The sequence below is a fragment of the Gemmiger formicilis genome (assembly GCF_900167555.1).
GTDB lineage: Bacteria > Bacillota > Clostridia > Oscillospirales > Ruminococcaceae > Gemmiger > Gemmiger formicilis.
This window is the reverse complement of sequence record NZ_FUYF01000008.1, coordinates 99,005-121,719: the sequence shown is the minus strand read 5'-3', so window position 1 is coordinate 121,719 and position 22,715 is coordinate 99,005. Positions and strand designations below refer to the sequence as shown.

The window sequence follows — 22,715 nt, the reverse complement described above, 5'->3', positions numbered from 1 at the left end:
AGCTTGATTATTATAGCAAGTAGTATGACCTTTGTCAACAGGTTTTTTCAAGTTTTTTGATTTTTTCGACAAAGTTTGAGGGTGAAGTTTGGGCAAGGTGTATATTGGGGTGACGGCGGTTGGCGGGCACAAATTATGGGGGGTGGTGGGCGGCAAGCGGGTTGCGGGATCAGGTGGTTTGGGGGAATGGGTGGGCGGTGGAAGATTGACGGCAGGCGGCGGGGAGGTTGCGGGCCGGGCATGCCCGGCCCCTACGGGGTGGCGGAAGGGTGAGCGGGTGCCGGCCGGGAACGGGCAGGCGGAGGGGTCAAGACCCCTCCCTACGATGTAGGGGTGAGACGGGGTGGCAAAGCAGTAACGGGTGGTTATGGAAAGCGTGCGGGCCGGGCATGCCCGGCCCCTACAGGGTGGTGAATTGATTAATTAGTTGCTTCCCGGAAGGGTGCGCGGGAGGGGTGAATTTTCCCACTACAACAAAAGAGGAGAGGCGGACCTCTCCTCTACTTATTTATATAGCTTACTTTTTATGGTACATCCTGTCGTCTTCCTCATAGGTCGGTTCGCAGGTCAGGTACATGCCGAGTTTCTTTAAAGTGTCAGCATCCACGCTGGAGAGGATGACGGTGGAATGGATGTCGCAGCCCTTCAGGTTGGGGATCTGCTCCATGGCCTTGGCGGCGTATTCATTTTCGGAAACCGAGCTGGACAGGGCGATCAGAATCTCGTCGGTGTGCAGGCGCGGGTTCCTGCTGCCGAGGTAGTTCGTCTTGAGCGTCTGGATCGGTTCGATGGCGCGGGCGGAGACCAGATCCATCTCCTGATCGATGCCGGCCAGCTTTTTCAGAGCGTTCAGCAGGGCCGAGGATGCCGCACCCAGCAGCGGGCCGGTCTTTCCTGTGACAATCGTGCCGTCGGCCAGTTCAATCGCAGCGGCAGGCTGACCGCCAGTGGCTTCGGACATGGCATGGGCACGCTTTTCGACCTCACGCTCACCCAAGGCAATGCCCGCCTGGTTCATGAGCAGCTCGAGCTTGAAACGTTCCGGCTTGACAACACCGCTGGCCTTCTGGTCGCAGAGGCACTTGAAATACCGGCGCACGATCTCATTCAGCGACGCTTCACGGCAGACATCGTCATCGATGATGCAGTTACCTGCCATGTTGACGCCCATATCTGTCGGAGAGCGATAAGGGCTCTTGCCTGCGATCAGCTCAAACATTGCATTGACGACAGGGAAAATCTCCACATCGCGGTTATAGTTGACCGTCGTCTTACCGTAGGCTTCCAGGTGGAACGGATCGATCATGTTGACGTCGTTCAGATCGGCGGTGGCGGCCTCGTAGGCCAGGTTGACGGGGTGCTTGAGGGGCAGATTCCAGATGGGGAAGGTCTCGAACTTGGCGTAGCCCGCCTTGACACCGCGCTTGTACTCATGGTAGAGCTGGGACAGGCAGACCGCCATCTTGCCGCTGCCGGGGCCGGGGGCCGTGATGACCATCAGCGGGCGCTCGGTCTCGATGTAATCGTTCTTGCCGTAGCCGTCATCGCTGACGATGTGGGCCACGTCGTTGGGGTAGCCGGGAATCTTGTAGTGGCGGAAGGTGCGGATGCCCAGACCGTTGAGCTTCTGCTCAAACGCCGTGACCTCGGGCGCATCGGTGTACTTCGTCACGCAGACGCTGCCCACAAACAGGCCGACGCCCTGGAAGGCATCGATCAGGCGCAGCACGTCCACATCGTAGGTGATGCCGTAGTCACCGCGCATCTTGTTGGCGACGATGTCCTCGGCGCTGATGACGATGACGACCTCGGCCTGCTCCTTGAGCTGCAAAAGCATCTGCAGCTTGGAATCAGGCTGAAAGCCCGGCAGCACGCGGGACGCATGGTAGTCGTCAAACAGCTTGCCGCCAAATTCCAGATAGAGCTTATTGTCAAACTGGGCGATACGCTCCCGGATATGGGCGGACTGCATCGCAAGATATTTGTCGTTATCAAATCCGATCTTCATCTACATTCCCCTTTTCCTGTGCTTAAACCAATATGAAATAAGTATACCATTTTTCGCGGCGGCTTGCAATGGGGTGGGCGCGCTTTCCTGGCCGGAAGAGGCCCTGCGCGCCAACATTATCGCGCAGGTCAGTCTGGCGCTGAACCGCATCTGGACCGAGTGGTACCCCAGCCGCGGGTACAGCTTCAACATCACGGGGTCGCCGGGGTACGACCAGGCCTATGTCAACGGGCGCACGGTGTTTGCGGTCATGGAGCGGCTGACCGCCGAACTGTTCAACACCTTTGTCCAGCGCAGCGGCGACGCCGAACCGTACTTCACCGAATACTGCGACGGTAAGACCGTGACCTGCCCCGGCATGAAGCAGTGGGGCACGGTGGACCGCGCGCGGGAGGGCATGAACGCGCTGCAAATTCTGCGGTACTACTACGGAAACCGCGTGCAGCTGGTCACAACCGACAACATTGCCGCCATCCCGTCCAGTTATCCGGGCAGCCCGCTGCGGCGCGGCAGCACCGGGACGAATGTGCGCATCCTGCAAAAGCAGCTTTCCCGTATTGCCAGGGATTACCCGTCCTTCGGCAAGCCCGCCGTGACCGGCACCTTCGACGAGGCCACCGAGAACAGCGTGAAGAAATTCCAGAAGCAGTTCAGCCTGACGGCGGACGGCGTGGTCGGCAGGCCAACGTGGAACAAGGTGAGCTTTATTTATGTCAGCGTCAAGGACCTGGCCGAGCTGACGAGCGAGGGCGAGACTGCCGAGGGCACCCAGAGCACGGGCGGCTGGCCCGGGACTGTTCTGCGGCGCGGCAGCACGGGCAGCAGCGTGGAGCAGGTGCAGTTCTGGCTCTCGGATTTAGCGCAGTTTGATTCGTCGCTGGTGCGCGTGACGGTGGACGGCAGCTACGGCGCGGCAACCGAGCGGGCCGTGCGGGCGTTCCAGCAGAAGCAAAGCCTGACGGCGGACGGCGTCGTCGGGCAGCGTACCTGGAACGCGCTGTATGCTGCGTGGGTCGACGCGCAGAGCGACCTGGGCGGTACAGCGTGGCCGGGCACGGCGCTGCGGCGGGGCGCTGCCGGCATGGAGGTGCGGCTTGTGCAGTTCTGGCTGCGGCTGGCGGCGGACAACTACAGCGCACTGCGCACCGTGACCGTGGACGGCAGCTACGGCGCGGCGACGGTCAGCGCGGTGGAGGCATTTCAAACGCTGTTTGGGCTGACGTCGGACGGCGTCGTCGGGCGCAGCACGTGGAACAAGCTGAAGGAGGTCGGGCTGGCCGTGGCGAACAAAATTGTGGCCGCCAACGTCGCGCCCGGGCAGTTCACGACCACCACGCGGGCGGGCAGCAGCGGCACCGCCGTGCGGGCCGTGCAATACTACCTGCGGCGGCTGGCGGCCTACTACAGCGATGTGCCGCGCGTGGCCGTGGACGGAAAATTCGGCGCGGCGACGACGTGGGCCGTTAAGGCGTGGCAGTCCCGCGCCGGACTGACGGTGGACGGCGTCGTCGGGCGGCTGACGTTCCAAAGCCTGTACGACGCCGCGCAGGCACTCGAAGCCAGCGGCCCCGTTGTGCGCACGGTCAGCCTGCCTGCGCCCGCCGCCACGCTGCGCCCCGGCGACACCGGCGCGGCGGTGCTGCGGCTGAATCGGCTGCTGCTCTTTTTGAGTCAGTGGATACCGGAAATCAACTTTACGGCCAGTGACACGCCCGACAGTACCTTTGACCTCGAGTTGGAAACTGCCGTGCGCAGTGCGCAGCGGTACTTCGGGCTGACCGAGACCGGCGCGGTGACGGCGGCGGACTGGAAGGTGTTCCGCGATGCCGCCGAGCAGCTGTTAGCCGCGAACCCCGCCGGGCCCAGCCCCAAACCGGGCGGCGTCTGGCCCGCCAGTGCGCTGGCACTGGGCAGCGCCGGACCCGCGGTCCTGCAGGTGCAGAAGTGGCTGAACATTATTGCCGCTGCGGACCAGACCGCCGATTTTGTGCCCGAGACCGGCCTGTTCGACACCGAGACCCAGGCCGCGCTGGAAAGCTACCAGCTGACCGCCGGGCTGGAAACGCTGGGCGTCGTGGACGCCGACACATGGGAGAGCCTGCGTCTGGCCGCGCAGGGGCTCTGCCGCGAATGTCAGGAGGGATAAGTTATGCCAAAGGTCTACGTGTACGACTCCTATGACAACAAGTTTTTCCGCTATACTCTGCGTGAGAACGACCCGATGCCCTACAGCACCGATACAACGCTGCGGGTGCGGGAGTTCCGCGGGTCCAGCAAGAGCAACGTGCTCTGGACGACCACCGCTGCCATGGAGGCGTGGAACCTGACCCGCCGCACCTACGGCAGTGGTATCCCGGTGGGGTACGCCTTCAAGCGCATCTGGGAGGGCGGCCACGGCACGACGAGCCAGCACTATGCGGGCGTGGCGTTCGACGTGGGCCAGAGAAGCACTGCCGCAAATCGCCGCAAAATTTACAACGCCGCTGTGCGGACCGGTGCGTGGGGTTACGTGGAGCCGCTGTCGATGACACCCACCTGGGTACACTTTGACCGGCGGTACGGCAAGCCCGCGTGCCGCAGCACGACGGCAGGCTACCCCACCGTGCGGCGCGGCAGCCGCAGCACCTACGTGCTGATTTTGCAGGACGCGCTGAACGCGCTGGGTTATTCGACGAACACGCTGGACGGCATCTTCGGCCATGCAACGGAGAACGCGCTCAAGGCGTGCCAGCGACGGTTCGGCCTGACTGCCGACGGCGTATGCGGCTGCGCCAGCTGGAAAAAGATTGCCGAGGCGACGGTGGGGATCGGCAAAACGGCGACGGTTATTGATTCTTGATTTATCTGCTGGTATAATAAACTTGCCTCCCTCTGGGAGGGAGGTGGCCCCGCAGGGCCGGAGGGAGAGAACTTCGACTGTGCCCAAAGCATTTCGGATAACCGCGAGGTTCTCTCCCCCACCGCCTGCGGGCGGAGCCCCCTCCCAGAGGGGGCCAAGGAGCTGCACTATATTATATAAGGAAGTGTTCCCACATGGATATGCTGGAGTTTTTGCGCACCCGCCGCACCTACCGCCGCTTTGAACAGCGCCCTGTCGCGCCGGAGATCCTGACCGAGGCCGTCGATGCGGCACGGATAGCCAGCTGCGGTGCCAACCGTCAGACCGTGCGGTACATCGTTGTGCAGAGTGCCGACGCCGTGGCCGCCGTGCAGCCGCTGGTACACTGGGCCGCCTACCTGCCGCCCGAGCAGGGCCAGCCGAAGCCCGACGAGCTGCCCACCGCGTTCATTGCGGTTTTGCAGGACGACAACCTGCCCGGCGCGTCCGATGTGGACGTCGGCCTGGCACTGGGCAGCCTGACCGCCGCAGCTTGGGCACACGGCGTGGGCAGCTGCATCATGGGCGCGATTGACCGCCCGGCCCTGACCAAGCTGCTGGCCCTGCCCGATGGCGTGCGCCTGTACTACATGGTCGCACTGGGCTACCCGACGCACGCGAGCAAGCTGGTCGAAATGCAGGACGGCAGTGTCAAGTATTATCTCGATGAAAACCGCGGCTACTGCGTGCCGAAGCGCAGCATGGACGAGGTGCTGCTGAAAACGCTGTAAAAGTAAAAATCGCAGTCCCGATGATGAAATCGGGGCTGCGATTTTTTGTATCCGTCAGAAGCGGCGTCTTTCAGCCTTATCCCAAAATGGCAAAGCTCTGTGCGCCCAGGGACAGCGTGTCGTTGACGATCTCCGCCTTGCCGATCGTGTACTGAATTTTCAGATCCTCGGCCAGCTCCAGCGGCAGCTCGATGGAGACACCCGCCGGGTTGACGGCGCAGATCAGATCGCCGCGCTGCCAGACGAACGGGCGGTAGTCGTCCTTTGCCTTGGGTGCGTACAGCACCTTGAACGGCGCGTCTGCGTTCAGGTCGGCGTGTGCATGACGGAAAGCCAGCAGCGACTTCACGCTGTTCAGCAGGCTGTCGGGGTCGTCCGCCTGAGCGGCCACAGTGGGCGCATCGGCGGCAGTGTCCACAGGCAGATAGATGTCCTGTGCGTCGGCGGTGGAGAAGCCGTGGTTGGCCGTGTCGTCCCACTGCATCGGCGTGCGGGAGCCCGTGCGGAAGTAGCCGCCCTCCTTGGTGGGCAGCGGCAGATAGCGCATACCGATCTCGTCACCGTAGTAGACGAAGGGTGCACCGGGCAGCGTGAAAATTGTCGCGTAGGCCAGCCGCAGCTCGTCAGTCGTCAGGCCCGCGGAGGGGCGGATCGTGTCATGGTTGCAGGTGATGAAGCACCACAGACCGTCCTTGTGGGTGGCCTTGTAGGCCGGCAGGTACTCGTCCAGGAATTTGTCAATGCCGGTGCCGGAGTTCTTGCAGAAGTACGCCTTGCCGATGTTGTGCGGGTTCGAGTCCATCGCACCGTCATAGTTGCGCATGAGCCAGCTGTAGCCGTTGCCCTGCCAATTGAGATAAAAGTCCATGTCAAAGCCGTTTTTCAGCGACATGCGCGGGCCGTTCCACTCGGCGATGAGCGCGGCCTCGGGGTACTCGACGTCCAGCATATCCCGGATATTGCGCCAGATTTTGCAGGTGTACTTTTTGTTCTTAGTGTCATTCTTTACAAGGCTCGACGCCATATCGACGCGGAAGCCGTCGCAGCCCATGTCCAGCCAGAACCGCATGACATCCTTCATGGCCTCCACCGTTGCCACGCAGGCGGGGTCGTCGGTGGGCTTCTGCCACTTCTCGTTGATCTTTCCATAGCCGTAGTTCAGCGCAGGCTGGCACTTGAAGAAGTTCAGGATATACGTGCCGTTGCGTTCGGTCTCGCCGCCGATGAACGGCATCCCGTCGCCGGAGGCAAAGCAGGAATCCGTCCAGATAAAGCGGTCCGAGTATTCGTTGTGCCCGGGCTTGCAGCTGGCCTTGAACCACGGGTGTTCCTCGCTCGTGTGGCCGGGCACCAGGTCGAACAGCACCCGGATGCCCTTCTCATGCGCGGCCCTGAACAGCGCGGCGGCGTCCTCGTTCGTGCCGTAGCGCGGGGCGATCTTTTTGTAGTCGCGCACATCATAGCCCGCATCCTTGAACGGCGAATCAAAGCAGGGGTTGATCCACAGGGCATTGCAGCCAAGGTCCCTGATGTAGTCGAGCTTGGCAATAATGCCCTGCAGATCACCGATGCCGTCGCCGTTGGTATCATAGAAGCTCTGGGGGTAGATTTCATAGAACACTGCGTCTTTCAGCCACTGTTTCATGAGATGTCTCCTTTACTATAAATAGACAGATAGAATATTCACGGCAGCCCGCAGGAGCGCATTTCCTGTGCGCTCGGGAGGTTTTCCCCGCCGCGCACGGCCACGGGCGGATAGGGAATCCGCCCCTACGGCGTTCCCTGTCAGTTTGCCGCTTCATGAGTATGGAAACGTTTCATCCGTTTCTACCCCTATACTATCCCCTTCTTCTCCCTTTGTCAACGCAGCAAAACAGACAAAATAAACCACAAATTTTCTACATTTTGCACCAAAAACCGACATATTGCTAAATTGTGAACATTTCGTTGACAAATTACGAACATCGCGGTAAAGTAGTAGGCACAAGCGATTGTAAAATTTAATAGGAAAGAGGGATTCATGTAAAATGAATACGCTTGTAATCGTTCTGATTGCCGCGGTTGTCCTGGTATGTGCGTACGCCGGATATGGCCGCTGGCTCGCCAAGACCTGGGGTGTCGACCCCAACGCCAAGACTCCTGCTGTGCGGCTGGAGGATGGCAAAGACTACGTTCCCACCAACGGCTGGACGGTGTTCGCCCACCAGTTCTCCTCCATCGCAGGTGCAGGCCCTGTCACCGGTGCCATCCAGGCTGCCGCGTTCGGCTGGCTGCCTGTCCTGCTGTGGGTCCTGATCGGCGGCGTTTTCTTCGGCGCTGTCACCGACTTCGGTGCGCTGTACGCCTCCGTCAAGAACGACGGCAAGTCCATGGGCCTGCTGATCGAGAAGTACATCGGCAAGACGGGCCGCAAGCTGTTCCTGCTGTTCTGCTGGCTGTTCTGCGGCATCGTCATTGCTGCTTTTGCAGACATGGTTGCCGGCACCTTCAACGCCTTTGACGCCGACGGCGCACAGGTCGAGGCCGCCTTCACCAACGGCTCTGCAGGCATGGTCTCCATCATGTTCATGGTGTTCGCCGTCATCTTCGGCCTGATCCAGAAGAAGTTCAACTTCTCCGGCTGGAAAGAGGCCGTCGTCGGCATCGCCTTTATCGTGCTGTCCTTCGTGGTCGGCATGAACTGCCCCATCATCCTGGGCAAGGCTGCCTGGAGCTACATCACCTTCATCTACATCTTCTTTGCGGCGGTTCTGCCCATGTGGCTGCTGAAACAGCCCCGCGACTACATGACCACCTTCATGTTCGGCGCTATGATCGCCGGTGCGATTGTCGGTCTGCTGGTCGCCCACCCCACCATGAACCTGCCCGTTTTCACCGGCTTCAACAATGAGAAGCTCGGCACCATGTTCCCCATCCTGTTCGTCACGGTTGCCTGCGGTGCGGTCTCCGGCTTCCACAGCCTGGTTTCCTCCGGTACTTCTTCCAAGACCGTTGAGAACGAGAAGGACATGCTGAAGGTCGGCTACGGTGCCATGGTGCTCGAGAGCCTGCTGGCTGTCCTGGCCCTCTGCGTTGCCGGTGCTGCCGCTGCTGCGGACGGCACCCCCGCCGCCGGTACCCCGTTCCAGATCTTCAGCCGCGGCGTCGCAGGCTTCTTTGAGATGTTCGGCGTGCCCGTTTCCATCGCTACCGTCTTTATGACGATGTGCGTTTCCGCTCTGGCCCTGACCAGTCTGGACGCCGTGGCCCGTATCGGCCGCATGAGCTTCCAGGAGCTGTTCAGCGTGGATGACATGGAGCACGCCGAGGGCTGGCGCAAGCTGTTCTGCAACGTCTACTTCTCCACCTTTGTCACGCTGGCGTTCGGCTTCCTGCTGACCCAGATCGGCTATGCCAATATCTGGCCTCTGTTCGGTTCCGCCAACCAGCTGCTCAGCGCTCTGGTCCTGGCTACCCTGTGCGTCTTCCTCAAGGTCACGGGCCGCAACAACAAGATGCTGTTCCCGCCGCTGGTCATCATGCTCTGCGTCACCTTCACCGCTCTGGTGCAGCGCCTGATTGCAATGGTCAAGGCCATCTCTGCCGCTGCCGCCACTGCCATCCCCGCCGGTGAGACCACCTGGGGCGCTGTCTTTATCGCCAACGGTCTGCAGCTGATCCTTGCGATCCTGCTGATCGTCCTCGGCCTGAACATTGTGTTCCACAGTGTCAAGGGCTACAAGGCCAGCGAAAAGAACAGCGAAAAGGCTGCTGTTTAATCCAAACAGCACTTGACAAATATACCGTATTGAGGTAATATTTATTCAGCCGCAATGGCGCGGCATTACACTGCACCATTCGGCAGTCATAAGGCATTTGGCCCCGGTGATCCGCACAGTGGAACACCGGGGCTTTTTGCATGAATATGAGGGAAATTTATAAAGGAGAACACAAACCATGAAACTCAAGAACACGCTGGCCCTGAGCCTTGCCGCTGTGATGGCCGCCGGTCTGACCGCCTGCGGCTCCGGCGCCGACACCGCTTCCGCCGCCTCCCCTGCTGCGGATTCCACCGCAGCCGAGAGCACCGAGGCCGCCGCTGACACCACCGCCGCCCCGGACGGCGACGGCGACCCCACCACTCTGACCGTTGCCATGGAGTGCGCCTACGCCCCCTACAACTGGACCCAGAACGATGATGCCAACGGCGCTGTTGAGATCCGCGGCTCCAGCGACTACGCCTACGGCTACGACGTCATGATGGCCAAGAAGATCGGCGAGGCGCTGGGCCAGAAGGTCCAGATCGTCAAGCTGGACTGGGACAGCCTGATCCCCGCCGTCATGAGCGGCGACGTGGACTGCGTCATTGCCGGTCAGTCCATCACGGCGGAGCGCGCCGCGCAGGTCGATTTCAGCGACCCGTACTACTATGCCTCCATCGTCACCCTGACGAAGAAGGACAGCGCTTATGCCAATGCTGCAAGCGTGGCTGACCTGGCCGGTGCCACCGCCACGAGCCAGCTGGGCACCATCTGGTATGACACCTGCCTGCCGCAGATCGAGAACGCCAACATCCTGCCCGCGCAGGAGACGGCCCCCGCCATGCTGGTAGCCCTGAACAGTGGTGCGTGCGACATCGTCGTCACCGACCACCCCACCGGCCAGGCTGCTCTGACCGCCTATCCCGACCTGGTCATGCTGGACTTCGGCGGCGGCGACGGTGACTTCCAGGTCAGCGACGAGGACATCAACATCGGCATCTCGATGAAGAAGGGCAACACCGCCCTGAAGGACGCCATCAATGAGGTGCTGGCCACCATGACCACCGACGACTACAACACCATGATGGACGAAGCCATCAGCGTACAGCCCCTGAGCGAGTAATTTTGCCCGCCTGCCCCTGCCGTTTTGCGCGGCAGGGGCCTTGGTGTTGGTGAAGCTGAGGAATCATAAAGGAGAATCTCATGCAAGACTTTTTCGCAAACTGTGCCACAGTGCTGCAAAAGTACGGCTTCTCGTACCTGCGCGGCGCGGGCACGACCCTGCTGCTGGCGCTGGTCGGCACGTTTTTCGGCTGCCTGATCGGCTTTGCGGTGGGCGCTTTGCAGACCATCCCCGTTGACAAGCAGCGTGACCCCGTGTGGAAGCGCGTGCTGCTGAAGATCCTGCACATCTTCCTGCGCTGCTATGTGGAGCTGTTCCGCGGCACACCCATGATCGTGCAGGCCGTGTTCATCTACTACGGCCTTTTGCAGGTGTTCGGCATCAAGATGGGCATGTGGCAGGCCGGCTTTTTCATCGTGTCCATCAACACCGGCGCGTACATGGCCGAAACGGTCCGCGGCGGCATTGTCTCCATCGACCCGGGCCAGACCGAGGGCGCGAAGGCCATCGGCATGAACCACTGGCAGACGATGCTGCACGTCATCCTGCCGCAGGCGCTGCGCAACATCATCCCGCAGATCGGCAACAACTTCATCATCAACATCAAGGACACGTCTGTTTTGAGCGTTATCTCGATCACCGACCTGTTCTTTGTACACAAGAGCGTTGTCGGTGCGCTGTACACCTACTTTGAGAGTGCGGCCATCGTCATGGTCATCTACCTGACGATGACGCTGTTCGCCAGCTACCTGCTGCGCCTGTGGGAAAAAGCGCTGGACGGCCCGCAGAACTACGACCTGAACACGACTGACTCGCTGGCCTACACCAGCGGCATGTACAATGCCCCGGACCCGAACCATGAGTCCCAGAATCTGGATATGAAGGGAGGCGCAGCCCATGTCTGAGCCTGTTATCGAGGTGCGCCACCTCTCCAAGAGCTTCGGCACCCATGTTGTTTTGCGTGACGTGGACTTTACCGTCAACGCGGGCGACGTGACCTGCATCATCGGCGCGTCCGGCAGCGGTAAATCCACGCTGCTGCGCTGCATCAATCTGTTGGAGACGCCCACGAACGGCAAGGTGCTGTTCCACGGCAGTGACATCACGGCCAAGGGGAGCGACCCCTGCGCCTACCGCGCCAAGGTGGGCATGGTTTTCCAGAGCTTCAACCTTTTCAATAACATGACCGTGCTGGACAACTGCACCGCGGGCCTGCGCTACGTGCTGCACCAGGACAAAGAGACCGCCAAAAAGACCGCACTCGAGAATCTGGAGAAGGTCGGCATGGCCCCCTACATCCACGCCAAGCCGCGCCAGCTTTCCGGTGGCCAGAAGCAGCGCGTTGCGATTGCCCGCGCCCTGGCGATGCAGCCCGAGGTGCTGCTTTTCGACGAGCCGACGTCCGCCCTTGACCCGCAGATGGTCGGTGAGGTGTTGGCCGTCATGCGCCAGCTGGCCAAAGAGGGCCTGACGATGATCGTCGTCACCCACGAGATGGCCTTTGCCCGCGACGTTTCGAGCCACGTCGTCTACATGGCCGACGGCGTCATCTGCGAGGAAGGCACCCCCGCCGACATTTTTGAGCACCCGCAGAATGCAAAGACCGTGGAGTTCCTGAGCCGGTTCCGGCAGGCGTAAATTGGTATAAATACGAAAGGTCGTGCTGACGATGGATCGTCGGCACGACCTTTTTTGTTTGTGATATTGGGATACGGTCAGGGAGGGAGGAATTTTTCCCTGCAAATTCCGTAAGTGGGAGGACGTAGGGCGGCCTGCCCTCAGGCCGCCGCGCCCGTTTGCGGTTGTGGAAAAGTTTCCGTATTGCCGTAGGGGCCGGGCATGCCCGGCCCCTACGGCGCGTTTTTACGCCAGCGGCACGTCGATCTCATCCTCGATGGCAAAGCTGTAGATCGTCAGCTTTGTCACCGGTACGGCCAGCCGCTGGGCAAATGCGCGGCGGTAGAGCCTTAACTGCGCGGCGTACTCGTCAATGTAATATTGGGCGTCGCGGCTGCGGTCCGTCTTGTAGTCAAGGATCTCCGCGTGCTCGTCAAAGACCAGCACCAGATCGGCAATGCCCTGCACCAGCACCTCCTCCGCGGCGGCACTCCCCTGCCCTGCGGCGGGCGTGACCTCGGCGGCGGGCAGAGCCGTGATGAACGGTTCCTCCCGCAAAATCTGCTTTGCCAGCCGAATGTGCCGCCAGACCGCACTTGCAAAGAAGGGCCGCACGGCGTCCAAATCGAGCTTGTCCGCCAGCGCAGGGTCAAGCAGCTGCAAGTCGGTCTGCCGCCTGACCTCGGCGTCCAGATCGGGCGCGGGGCCGTCAAACGGCACGCTCTGCATAAAGGCGTGGATGGCTGTGCCGCGCTCGGCCCCGGTCATGCCGGTTTTCTGCAAGAACGCGGGGCGCTCCAGCGCTACGGGCCGCGCCGCGTGGGCCACGGCGCTGACGCTGACCTTGGCGGGCACCTTTTCCAGCGCCTCGCGCGGACTGCGCCAGGCAAAGCTGGCCTTCAGCATTTCCACCACTGCCGGGTCTGCCGCGGGGGCGGGCGGTGCGGGCGGCTGTTCGGTCTCCTCCGGCAGAGGCAGCACGCGGATGGCCAGCGGCGCGCGGTGCAGCCCGTAATGCGGCAGAAAGCTCGTGTACTCCCACAGTGCGCTGCTGTCCGGGTGGAGCAGCGCCGCGGTCAAGATCCAGCCCGCCCAGCTCGTCATGCTGCGCATGGCCTCGGGGCCGGTGGCCTCGGCGGCAGCGCAGAGCGCCGGGAGCTTGAGGGAGGACGCCGTCTTTTTCAGCGGCACCGTGATAATTAAAGCGTCCTGTGCGCGGGTCAGCGCCACATACAAAACGCGCATTTCCTCGCTCAATGTCTCGGTGCGGATGGCCTGTGCCAGCGCCGCGTAAGGCAGCGTTTTGAACCGCTTGGCCGCACGGGGCGCGCGCAGCATGACGCCGACGCCCAGCCGGCTATGGGTCAGCACCGGGCGGATGGCGTCGCTCTGGTTGAATTTGTGGTCGGTGTCGGCCACGAACACCACGGGAAATTCCAGCCCTTTGGAGCGGTGCACCGTCATGATTGAGACGCACCCGGGCCGGGTCTGACCGCCTGCGCTCTGGCTCAAACCGCCGTTGGCCGCGGCGGCGTCCATGGCGCGGATGAGCGACGGCAGGCCCGCCCGGCCTGCACCGGCAGCCCAGGCCGTAAAGCTCAACAGGTCCTCGCGGCAGCGCGGGCCGTCGGGCAATGCGCCCACTGCGGCCAGATAGCCGGTGCGGGCCAGCAGCTCCTCGATCAGCTCGTCCACCGGCAGCGTGCGGGCCAGACGGCGGTACTCGGTCAGGGCGTCGGTGAACAGCGCAAACCGCTGCGGCTCGCTGTAGAGCACCGCGCCGTACAAACTGCCTGTGGGTCGGGCGCGGCGCAGCGCCACAAGGTCGTCCGCCGTGTAGGGGAACATCGGGCTTAACAGCACCGCCGCCAGCGGGATGTCCTGCGCAGGGTTGTCGATGACGCGCAGCAGCGCCGCAAACGGGCGGATGTGCGGCTCGTCCAGCAGGTCGGTGGCGGAGTCCGCAAACACCGGGATGCCCGCGGTGCGCAGCGCACCCTCGTAGGCCGCAAAGCCCTTGCGCCCGCGCAGCAGAATGCAAAAGTCATCGTACCGGCAGGGCCGCGGGCCGTCCTTGCCGCGCACGGGGAAGCCCTGCCCGACCATCTCGGCAATGCGGCGGGCAATGACGGCGGCGTCGCCGTCCACGTCTGCGCCGTCGATGACGTCGATCTCGCACATGCCCTGATAGGCCGCGTCCTTATCGCCACCCACCACAAGCCGCTGGCCGTCGCCGTAATCGACGCCGCCCAGTCCCCGGGAGAAGAAGGTCTCAAACAGATAGTTGATGCCCGCAATGACGCCGGGCGCACTGCGGAAGTTCGCGTCCAGCGCCAGCGTGGACGGCAGCGGCGCGGGCTGTGGGTGGGGCTGCCAGCGCTGCTGCTTGTCCACAAAGATACCGGGGTCGGCCAGGCGGAAGCGGTAGATGCTCTGCTTGATGTCGCCGACAAAGAACAGATTGTCGGCCTCGGGCCGTGCCAGTGCAAAATAAATCGCGTCCTGCAGTGCATTTGTGTCCTGGTACTCGTCCACCAGCACGGCGGCGTACCGTGCGCTGACCGTGGCGCAGAGCGGTGTGCGCTCGTTGGTCTCGGTCAGCAGCAGGTCAAGCGTCAGGTGCTCATAATCCGCGTAGTCCAGCACCTTTTCGGCGCACTTGGCCGCAAAGCAGCTGTCGGCAAACGCCTGGGTCGCCCGCACCAGCGCGGCCACCAGCGGCGCGGCGCGGCGGCGGTCTGCGGCGAACTCCTCCGCCGTGCAAAGCAGCACGTCCTTTTGCAGGCTCGTCATCTGGTCCTTGGCACGGTCCCGCAGCTGGGACGCGGCGGACGCACACTGGTTGGCATCCTTGCCGCCCTTGACGCTGCCCGCGCGCCGCCAGCCGGTCAGGACGGCGTCCAGCGCGGCCAGGCTCTTGTCCCAGTCGCCTTCCTTTAGATAGTAGCAGAGGTTTTTCACCCGCGCGGCGTCGTCCTGCATGACGGCGGTGTAGGCCCGGTCTGCAGCCTCGTCGCGGGCCGCAATGGCTGCGCCGCTTTCCAGCAGCGTTTTGGCACCCTGTGCACGGGCCAGCGCAATGCCCAGCAGTTCTTTGCCCCAGAGCGTATCCTTCGGCGGGGCGTCCTGCTGCCACATTGCGGCAAAGGCCGCCAGCGATGCCGCCGGGTGGGGCAGCGCGCGGGTAAAGTGGTAGAGGTCGAGGATCGCGTCCCCCGCCGTATTGTCGGTGCGGCCCCGGTCATACAGGTCGGCAAAGGCGCGAAAGTCAGGGTCCTGATAGGCAGTCTCCAGCGTCGCGGCCAGCGTCTCCTGCTCAATACGGGCCAGATCGGCCTCGTCCGCTGTCTCAAAATCCGGCGGTACATCGAGCATCGCAAAGTGCTGCTGCACAAAATGCAGGCAGAACGCATCCACCGTGCCGATGGACGCACGCTGCAACAGCAGCTGCTGGCTGCGCAGATGCAGATCGCCGGGGTGGGCGCGGACCTCCTGCGCCAGGCGGGTCGTGATGTCGGCGCGCAGCTTGGCCGCGGCGGCATTCGTGAAGGTCATAATGAGCAGCTGGCTCGCGTCCACCGGGTGGACCGGGTCGGTGATAAGCCCGACGACGCGCTCGACCAGTACGCGGGTCTTGCCGGAGCCGGCAGCCGCCGAGACCAACAGACTGCCGCCCCGCGCGGAGATGGCCGCCGCCTGCGCCGGGGTAAATTGAATTTTGGGTTGTTCGGGCATGGGGGTGTCTCCTTTATATGAAAAGGCTTCCCCTGCGGGGGGAAGCTGTCGCCGCAGACACCTTCCCCCAAGGGGGAAGGCGTTCTCATTCCGCAAACGGGTCATCCTTGATGTTGATCGTTCTCTCGTGCTCACCGTCGCGGTGGGTGCAGGCGCAGCGGAACTCACAGTAAGTGCAGGGGGATCTGCCGCCGGTGCAGAGCGGCTCGGCGTCAATGTGGCCGCTGTACAGATTCTTCGCCATATCGATGAGAAGTCCGTCCAGATGGTCGCGGATGCGGCCCAGCTTGGCCGTGTCGGCCAGCGTGCTTTTGGCGTTCAGCGGCTTGCCGGTCTTGGCACTGAAGGACAGCGGCACAAACTCGCCGGTGCCCTTCGTGTCCATGGCGCGGTAGATGCTCTCCTCGTCCAGCAGCAGGCCGTTCATCGGGTAGGTCGGGGCGGGGTCGGCATCGTCGCCCAGCTCGCTGCGGTCCACGCTCTTGGGCGCGGGGTCGGCCAGCAGGTATTCGACGCCCGCCGCCGCCGCGCCCGGGAACTGCCGCTTGGCGTTGCGCTCCAGCGTGAAAAGATACAAAAGCATCTGGCAGTCGAGGCCGCAGTAGACCTCCTTCAGCTTAAACTCCTTGCCGCCGGTCTTGTAATCGACGACGCGCAGGTAGGTGCGGCCCAGCTTTTCCAGCGGCATGGCATCGACGCGGTCCACCGTGCCGACGATGCGCACGGTATGGCCCGCGCCGTCGTCCAGCTCCACCGGGTCAACGCGGGGCGCGTCGGGGTCGTCGGCATCGGGACGGTCATCAATGCGCAGCTCAAACGCGACGGGCTGAAAGCCCGACTGCCGCAAATCGCGCTGGATGAACCCCAGCAGCCCCACCAGATTGCGGCGGATGCGCCCGACAAGGTACTCCATCCGCAGTGTCATGCCGGGCAGGTTGGCTGCGGTGTACTCGTCCACCAGATCGTTGACGAGCGTCTCCAATTCCTCCGGTGTCAGGTCCTTAAACGCCTCACCCTGGCGGCGCAGGGCGTTTTCCAGTACCCAGTGGGTCAGCGTGCCGCTGATGTTGGGGGCCAGCTCGGCCTTCTGGCGCGGCGCGGCCTTTAAAATGTACTGCAAAAAGTAGCCGAACGGGCAGTATTGGTATTTTTCGAACCGGGTCGGGCTGATGTGCAGCCCCGGGCCGAGCAGGGCTTCCAGCGCAGCGGTGTCCTCGACGCGCTGCTCCGCACCGGCGGTGTCGGCGGCGCGGCGGACGGCCTCATAGCCGGGGGCCAGATTCGGGCTTTCGTCCAGCACGGCGCGGACGGCGGCACCGGCAGCACCCTGCCCGGGGTCCTGCGTCAGCGTGCCGAGCATATCCAGCGCGGCGGCGGGGGCCGCCGCCAGCTGCACCGCGGTGGGCGCACAGGGCGGCACCTGCAAATATTGCAGCACCGGGGCCAGCGCGGCGCTGGCGGGGGCCGTGTCCCCGGCATGGGCGGCGGTGGGCCAGCTCAACCAGAGATACTTCCGTGCGACGGTCAGCGCCTTATAAAAGCAGATGCCTTCGCGCAGGACTTTATTGGCAAAGCAGTCTGGCAGCTCGGCTCCCTGCGCCATCATCAGGTCGCGGTCCGCGTGGGTCAAAAGCCCCTGGTCGCCGGGCGTCTGTGGGAACTCGCCCTCCAAAAGGCCCACCACAAACACGGCATCGGTCTCGGGCAGGCGCATACGGCCTGCCGTAGTCACAATGACGCTGTCAAGGCTCTGCGGTATGTGTCCCATATCCGTCGTGCGCAGCAGCAGCGTGAACAGCTCGGCGTAGTCCGCGGGGGCAAAGACCTCATCCCCCAGCAGCCGCGCCAGCTGGTCCAGCAGACCCATGACAACGTTCCACTCCCGCAATACCTCATCTGCGTCGGGCAGACGGCCCCGGTCACGCAGCGCGGCGGCCAGACGGTTCAGCGCGTCCTCGGCCCCGAGGGACTGCAAGAACAGGTAAAGCTGCTTTGTCAGCGCGGCGGCGGGCGCACCGGCGGCTTTTTTCACAAAGGCGACGACGCGCTCCATCAAAAACGCGCGGGCGGCCTCGGCGTCGGCAAGCGTCTGCACATCCTGCTCTGTGTCGCGCCCGGCATAGCCCGCCGCGCTGCGGGTGAAGGTCCCGCGCCAGTCGGCGGCGGTCAGTGGCCAGGTGTAGGCATAGTTTTCCAGTGCGCACTGCTGGGTGTCAGGCAGGTCAACAAGGCCGGTTTTCAGCAGACGCAGCACGCTGCGGCTTGACACACCGCGCAGCAGATCCAGCGCGGCGTGCACGGCACGGGCCGGGGCGGTATTCTCGGGGCTGGTTGCCTCGTCGCAGAAAAGCGGGATGTTCTGCAGGCGGAACTCATACCGCAGCGGCGCTAAGTACTGGTCGGCATTGCGGCAGATGACCGCCATGCGGCTGTAGGGCGTGCCCTGCCGTGCGCGGGCGGCGATCTCGGCGGCGACGGCCTTGGCCTCGGCCTGACGGGACGCCGCGGCGTGGTAGGTGATGGCCGGGTGCGCGGGGTCAACGGTAAGCTCCGGCGTGTAGGCCGGGTCGGCCAGCAGCAGGTTCAGCTCGGCCAGCGCGGGGGCGCCGGCGTGGCGTCGGTCCGCGGTCAGGACCTCGGTGTGGGTGGGGATGTTCGCATCGTTCGCCATCCGCTTTAACGTGTGGATGACATGCTTCGCGCCGCTGAACAGCCCCATGCCGCCGTCTGAATCCTGCTCACCGTCGCAGCACAGGCAGACCGTCACGTCAGCCACCGGCAGCATGGCCGCCAGCAGGGCACGCTTGGGCGCGTTGAAGGTGTCGAACTCGTCGATGAAAACGGCCCGGCCCGCGAAGAATTCCGCGTCCAGCCGCTCCGCCGCGCGCTGCTGGCGGTCCCCCGGGTCCATGGCGCTCTGGGCCAGCAGCCCCTCGTAGGCGTTGTAAATGAGTGCCAGCTCGTCGAGCTTTTCGCGGTCCGCACCGGGCGTTTTGGCGTATTCCGCCAGCGTTTCCGGCGTGACACCGGCGCTTTTCAGCTCGCTGATCGTCTGGGCGGCCTTCTCGCAGAAGGCCGCGCTGCGGCGCTGGCGGCTGTAGTAGACGACCTTGTCCAGCAGCGAGTCCGCCGCGCGGCGCAGCAGCAGCGCGCGGCCCGCCTCGGTCAGCGTCGGCACCGCCGCCCCGCCGTAGCGGCGCAGCAGCGCCTCCGACAGTGAGGTGAAGGAGTAGCTATCCACATAGGCGGACAGGCTGTCGCCGAGCGTGCGGTAGAGCACGCCTTCCGTGGAGGAGGTGAACTGCTCCGGCACGATCAGGATGCTGCGCTCTCCCCGCTCCGCGCGGGTGCGCAGCTCTGCCAGCATTTGATAGGATTTACCGGACCCGGAGGGGCCGAGGATAAAATTCAGCATGGTAGTTTCCTTTTTAAAAGGCGTTTTTAAATAAAAAATAATAAATAAGAAATAATAAAGAAGGTGGCGCTTTTGCCTGCGGCAAAAACAAAATGTAGGGGCGGATTCCATATCCGCCCGGGGCGTTCCCGGCGCGATACACCTTGCGGGCGCATATAGAATGCGCCCCTACGGCTATTTTTTTGAGCGGTGCGCAGCGCCGCGATCCACCGCATTTATTATTTATTATTTTTTATTTATTATTTGCATAACGGCGTCTTTCACCGCCCATCGCACCTCATATCTTCCAAACACCAGCGCGTTTTCCGCTTTCGTGGGGTAGTCAGACTGTGCGCCGGAGAGGCAGAGAGCCGGGTAGAGGACGCAGAACCAGTTGCGGCCCCGGGCAGCGCCCAGTTCAATGCGCAGGGCGGTGTACTCCCCGCCGGGCAGGGCAAAGCCGCCGTAATCCCGGGCAGCAAAGGCAAACCGCTCCAGCCGCAGGCGGGCGGGCTGGGCACTGTGGGCGCGGTGCAGGGCATTGTCCGCGGCGTTTTGCAGCGCGGGCAAAGCGGTTTGCAGCGCCGCCGCGGCCTGCTGCGGGGTGTCGGCCCGGGTCACTGCTTCCGGGATGGCCGCCAGCACGGCGTCCCGCACCTGCAATTTCAGCAGCTGGTCGTCCCAGGTATCGCTGTTGGCCAGGATATGCAGCCGGATCGTATCAGCCCGCACCCGGGCGGCGGTGCGCTGGTGCCAGTCGGCCAGCGCGGTAAGTACAAGCGTCAGCGCCAGCCCCAGGCCAACGCCCAGCTCCAGCACACGGCGGGTATGGCTCGTCATAACACATTTCCCCTTTCAACCGGAGTATGGGATGAAAGGGGAAACTCTAAGCATTATTTTTTTGCCCCAAACAGGCGGCGGAGCGTCACGCGGGGGCCGCCGTGGGTCGGCTTGCAGAGATAGACCTGCTTGTAGCCGTTTTTCAAGGCGGCTACAGCGCTGCGGGCGGCGTTCTCGTCGTCAAAAATGCCGAACACCGCCGCGCCGCTGCCGGTCATCTGGGCCATGACGGCCCCATGCTCCCGCAGCGTCTTGCAGATAGCGGGCGTCTCCACCGCACCAGAGCAGTGCTCCAGCGCGTTGCCGCCCGCGGCGCAGACCCCGGCCAAATTGCAGTCGCGGATGGCCTGCTCCTGCGCCTCGCAGTCGGGGTGGACAGGGCTGCCCATCGTGTCATACCGGGCGAACGCCTCAGGCGTCGAGACACCGACGCTGGGCATCGCCACCACGAACCGGCAGTCCGGGCAGGGCGGCAGGGCCTTCATCAGGTCGCCCACGCCGCGCACGCGGCAGGTGCCGCCCAGCAGTGCAAACGGCACATCCGCGCCGATGCCCGCACCGATGGCACACAGTTCGCTCATGGACAGGTGCGCACCGTACAACTCATTCAGGCCGACGAGCACGCCGGCGGCGTCGGCACTGCCGCCCGCCATGCCCGCGCGGACCGGCACGCGCTTGTAAATCGTCATATCCACACCGGCCAGCAGGCCCGTGTAGTCAAAAAAGGCCAGCGCCGCCTTGACGGCGGTGTTCTTGTCGTTGACCGGCACAAAGCTGCCGGGCAACGTCAGGGACAGATCATTGCTGCGGCGCAGCGTGATTTTTTCATACAGATCAATCGTCTGCATGACCATATCCAAATCATGGTAGCCGTTGGGCAGCGTGCCCACAACGTCCAGCGACAGGTTCAGCTTGGCCGGGGCCAGCACCGTTACCGAGCGGTATTGCATAGGGGTCACTCCTGTTTTTACTTCTTTATCCAGCCGTGTTCGGTCAAAAATTCGCGGATGCGCTTCATCGCGGTCTGCAAATGGTCTACGCTGTAGGCGTAGCTGATGCGGGCATAGCCCTCGCCGGAGGCACCGAACGCCGAGCCGGGGATGATGGCGACCTCCTTTTCCCGCAGCAGCTGCTCGCAGAACTCGCTGCTGGTCAGGCCGCTGATCTGGATAGACGGGAACACGTAGAATGCGCCCCGCGGCTCAAAGCAGGTCAGGCCCATCTCGTTCAGCGCCTTGACGACGTAGCGGCGGCGGCGGTTGTACTCGTCGCGCATCATCTCGATCTGGTCGTCGCACTGGCGCAGCGCCGTGATGGCCGCGTACTGGCTCGTGGTCGGCGCGGACATGATGCAGCTCTGGTGGATCTTCGTCATGACTTTGACAAGCGGTGCCGGACCGGCGGCGTAGCCGAGCCGCCAGCCGGTCATGGCGTAGGACTTGGAGAAGCCGTTGACCACAATCGTGCGCTCCGCCATGCCGGGCAGCGACGCAATCGAAACGTGGCGGTCCAGGCCGTAGGTCAGCTCGGAGTAAATTTCATCGGACAGCACCAGCACATTCGTCTCGCGCAGGACGGCGGCGATCTCCTCCATCTCGGCGGCACTCATGACTGCGCCCGTGGGGTTGTTGGGATACGGGAAGATCAGCAGCTTCGTCCTGGGCGTGATGGCCGCGCGCAGCTGGTCGGCGGTCAGGCGGAACTGATCCTCGGCGCGGGTGGCAATATGCACGGGCACGCCGCCGGTCAGCTGGGTGATCGGCTCATAGCAGACAAAGCACGGCTCCGGGATGATGACCTCATCCCCGGGCTGGACCACCGCACGGATGGTCAGGTCGATGGCCTCGCTGCCGCCGACGGTGACCAGGACGTTTTCCTCTTTATAGTGCAAATCAAAGCGGCGCTGTAAGTAATTGCAGATCTCGCCGCGCAGCTCCTTTAAGCCGGAGTTGGCCGTATACTTGGTGCGGCCCAGCTCCAGGCTGCGGATGCCCGCGTCGCGGACGCTCCACGGCGTTTTAAAGTCCGGCTCCCCGACGCCCAGCGAGATGCAGTGGGGCATATCGGCTGCCAGATCAAAGAACTTGCGGATGCCGGACGGGCGCATAGCCTTGGCGGCAGGGGCAAGCAGCTCATCGTAGTTCATCACAGGACGGTACACTCTCTTTCATCGGGTTCTTCGGCCAGGTACAGGCGGCCGCCGCGCTTGTAGGGGCGCAGCACAAAGCTGGTCGCGGTGGAGAGCACGTCGTCCAGCGGGGAAAGGCGCTTGGCCACGAAGATGGCGATTTCCTGGAAGCTGCGGCCCTTGATGATGACCTGCAAATCATAGCTGCCGCTCATCAGCAGCACGGTGTCGACCTCATCAAACTGAGCAATCGTCATGCCGATGTCGTCAAAGCCGCGGGCCTTATGGGGGGTCACGCGCAGCTCAATGACAGCCTCGACGAGGTTGACACCTGCCTGTTCCCAGTCCACAAGCGTCTCATAGCCGCGGATATAGCCCTTTGCGGCGGCCTCATCCATCATGGCGGCGATTTCTTCAGGCGTTTTATCCAACATCGCCGCGATGTCCTCAATCGGCATACGGGCGTTCTTTTCCAGAATGCGAAGCAGTTCTTCCATAGTAGGTACACCTCACTCAAGTAT

15 protein-coding genes are annotated in these 22,715 nt (G+C 63.1%); 7 read left to right on the top strand and 8 right to left on the bottom strand.

Annotation, left to right across the window (positions count from 1 at the left end):
* Positions 1-517 precede the first annotated feature (517 nt).
* A complete protein-coding gene (locus tag B5D32_RS08640) occupies positions 518-2,008 on the bottom strand; it encodes a DUF1846 domain-containing protein (protein WP_078784654.1) in 1,491 nt (496 codons plus the stop codon).
* Positions 2,009-2,081: 73 nt separating this feature from the next.
* Here B5D32_RS08640 and B5D32_RS08635 point away from each other — a divergent pair, with 73 nt between their 5' ends.
* The 3 genes from B5D32_RS08635 (at position 2,082) to B5D32_RS08625 (ending at position 5,617) form a co-directional block, all read left to right on the top strand.
* A complete protein-coding gene (locus B5D32_RS08635) occupies positions 2,082-4,154 on the top strand; it encodes a peptidoglycan-binding domain-containing protein (RefSeq protein ID WP_242943424.1) in 2,073 nt (690 codons plus the stop codon).
* A gap of 3 nt (positions 4,155-4,157) precedes the next feature.
* Positions 4,158-4,847 carry a peptidoglycan-binding domain-containing protein gene (locus tag B5D32_RS08630; protein ID WP_078784653.1) on the top strand — a complete coding sequence of 230 codons (690 nt, stop codon included), beginning with the start codon at positions 4,158-4,160 and terminating at the stop codon, positions 4,845-4,847.
* A 194-nt stretch (positions 4,848-5,041) separates the two neighbouring features.
* Entirely contained in the window at positions 5,042-5,617 is a 576-nt protein-coding gene (locus B5D32_RS08625; RefSeq protein ID WP_242943423.1) for a nitroreductase family protein, read from the top strand.
* A gap of 76 nt (positions 5,618-5,693) precedes the next feature.
* On the opposite strand, the gene B5D32_RS08620 is transcribed toward B5D32_RS08625, so the two are convergent.
* Complete coding sequence (locus tag B5D32_RS08620; RefSeq protein WP_078784652.1) at positions 5,694-7,262, bottom strand: alpha-amylase family glycosyl hydrolase; 1,569 nt, start codon at positions 7,260-7,262, stop codon at positions 5,694-5,696.
* 382 nt (positions 7,263-7,644) lie between these two features.
* Here B5D32_RS08620 and B5D32_RS08615 point away from each other — a divergent pair, with 382 nt between their 5' ends.
* The 4 genes from B5D32_RS08615 to B5D32_RS08600 all read left to right on the top strand — a co-directional run bounded on the left by B5D32_RS08615 (position 7,645) and on the right by B5D32_RS08600 (position 12,118).
* The gene (locus B5D32_RS08615) at positions 7,645-9,375 is read left to right on the top strand and encodes a carbon starvation CstA family protein (RefSeq protein ID WP_078784651.1); all 1,731 of its coding nucleotides are present in this window, start codon (positions 7,645-7,647) and stop codon (positions 9,373-9,375) included.
* A gap of 178 nt (positions 9,376-9,553) precedes the next feature.
* A complete protein-coding gene (locus tag B5D32_RS08610; protein WP_078784650.1) occupies positions 9,554-10,480 on the top strand; it encodes a transporter substrate-binding domain-containing protein in 927 nt (308 codons plus the stop codon).
* An 80-nt stretch (positions 10,481-10,560) separates the two neighbouring features.
* Complete coding sequence (locus tag B5D32_RS08605; RefSeq protein WP_078784649.1) at positions 10,561-11,385, top strand: amino acid ABC transporter permease; 825 nt, start codon at positions 10,561-10,563, stop codon at positions 11,383-11,385.
* A complete protein-coding gene (locus B5D32_RS08600) occupies positions 11,378-12,118 on the top strand; it encodes an amino acid ABC transporter ATP-binding protein (RefSeq protein WP_078784648.1) in 741 nt (246 codons plus the stop codon). The genes B5D32_RS08605 and B5D32_RS08600 overlap by 8 nt, the downstream gene beginning before the upstream one ends.
* 225 nt (positions 12,119-12,343) lie before the next feature.
* Here the strand turns inward: B5D32_RS08600 and B5D32_RS08595 are convergent, their stop codons facing one another.
* The 6 genes from B5D32_RS08595 to B5D32_RS08570 form a co-directional block, all read right to left on the bottom strand.
* On the bottom strand, positions 12,344-15,832 hold the full coding sequence (locus B5D32_RS08595; RefSeq protein WP_159447017.1) for a UvrD-helicase domain-containing protein: 3,489 nt from the start codon (positions 15,830-15,832) through the stop codon (positions 12,344-12,346).
* 85 nt (positions 15,833-15,917) lie between these two features.
* Complete coding sequence (locus B5D32_RS08590; protein WP_159447016.1) at positions 15,918-19,247, bottom strand: PD-(D/E)XK nuclease family protein; 3,330 nt, start codon at positions 19,245-19,247, stop codon at positions 15,918-15,920.
* A 225-nt stretch (positions 19,248-19,472) separates the two neighbouring features.
* On the bottom strand, positions 19,473-20,066 hold the full coding sequence (locus B5D32_RS08585) for a stage II sporulation protein R (RefSeq protein WP_078784645.1): 594 nt from the start codon (positions 20,064-20,066) through the stop codon (positions 19,473-19,475).
* A gap of 53 nt (positions 20,067-20,119) precedes the next feature.
* Positions 20,120-21,016 carry a 4-(cytidine 5'-diphospho)-2-C-methyl-D-erythritol kinase gene (ispE, locus tag B5D32_RS08580; protein WP_078784644.1) on the bottom strand — a complete coding sequence of 299 codons (897 nt, stop codon included), beginning with the start codon at positions 21,014-21,016 and terminating at the stop codon, positions 20,120-20,122.
* Between the two features lie 17 nt (positions 21,017-21,033).
* Positions 21,034-22,212 carry a pyridoxal phosphate-dependent aminotransferase gene (locus tag B5D32_RS08575; RefSeq protein WP_078784643.1) on the bottom strand — a complete coding sequence of 393 codons (1,179 nt, stop codon included), beginning with the start codon at positions 22,210-22,212 and terminating at the stop codon, positions 21,034-21,036.
* A complete protein-coding gene (locus tag B5D32_RS08570; RefSeq protein WP_078784642.1) occupies positions 22,212-22,691 on the bottom strand; it encodes an Lrp/AsnC family transcriptional regulator in 480 nt (159 codons plus the stop codon). The genes B5D32_RS08575 and B5D32_RS08570 overlap by 1 nt, the downstream gene beginning before the upstream one ends.
* Positions 22,692-22,715 lie beyond the last annotated feature (24 nt).

What these genes read in the sequence shown, in the direction of transcription:
- B5D32_RS08640 (WP_078784654.1), bottom strand. Translation starts at nt 2,008, where the DNA reads ATGAAGATCGGATTTGATAACGACAAATATCTTGCGATGCAGTCCGCC.
- B5D32_RS08630 (WP_078784653.1), top strand. Translation starts at nt 4,158, where the DNA reads ATGCCAAAGGTCTACGTGTACGACTCCTATGACAACAAGTTTTTCCGC.
- B5D32_RS08625 (WP_242943423.1), top strand. Translation starts at nt 5,042, where the DNA reads ATGGATATGCTGGAGTTTTTGCGCACCCGCCGCACCTACCGCCGCTTT.
- B5D32_RS08620 (WP_078784652.1), bottom strand. Translation starts at nt 7,262, where the DNA reads ATGAAACAGTGGCTGAAAGACGCAGTGTTCTATGAAATCTACCCCCAG.
- B5D32_RS08615 (WP_078784651.1), top strand. Translation starts at nt 7,645, where the DNA reads ATGAATACGCTTGTAATCGTTCTGATTGCCGCGGTTGTCCTGGTATGT.
- B5D32_RS08610 (WP_078784650.1), top strand. Translation starts at nt 9,554, where the DNA reads ATGAAACTCAAGAACACGCTGGCCCTGAGCCTTGCCGCTGTGATGGCC.
- B5D32_RS08605 (WP_078784649.1), top strand. Translation starts at nt 10,561, where the DNA reads ATGCAAGACTTTTTCGCAAACTGTGCCACAGTGCTGCAAAAGTACGGC.
- B5D32_RS08600 (WP_078784648.1), top strand. Translation starts at nt 11,378, where the DNA reads ATGTCTGAGCCTGTTATCGAGGTGCGCCACCTCTCCAAGAGCTTCGGC.
- B5D32_RS08595 (WP_159447017.1), bottom strand. Translation starts at nt 15,832, where the DNA reads ATGCCCGAACAACCCAAAATTCAATTTACCCCGGCGCAGGCGGCGGCC.
- B5D32_RS08590 (WP_159447016.1), bottom strand. Translation starts at nt 19,247, where the DNA reads ATGCTGAATTTTATCCTCGGCCCCTCCGGGTCCGGTAAATCCTATCAA.
- B5D32_RS08585 (WP_078784645.1), bottom strand. Translation starts at nt 20,066, where the DNA reads ATGACGAGCCATACCCGCCGTGTGCTGGAGCTGGGCGTTGGCCTGGGG.
- ispE (WP_078784644.1), bottom strand. Translation starts at nt 21,016, where the DNA reads ATGCAATACCGCTCGGTAACGGTGCTGGCCCCGGCCAAGCTGAACCTG.
- B5D32_RS08575 (WP_078784643.1), bottom strand. Translation starts at nt 22,212, where the DNA reads ATGAACTACGATGAGCTGCTTGCCCCTGCCGCCAAGGCTATGCGCCCG.
- B5D32_RS08570 (WP_078784642.1), bottom strand. Translation starts at nt 22,691, where the DNA reads ATGGAAGAACTGCTTCGCATTCTGGAAAAGAACGCCCGTATGCCGATT.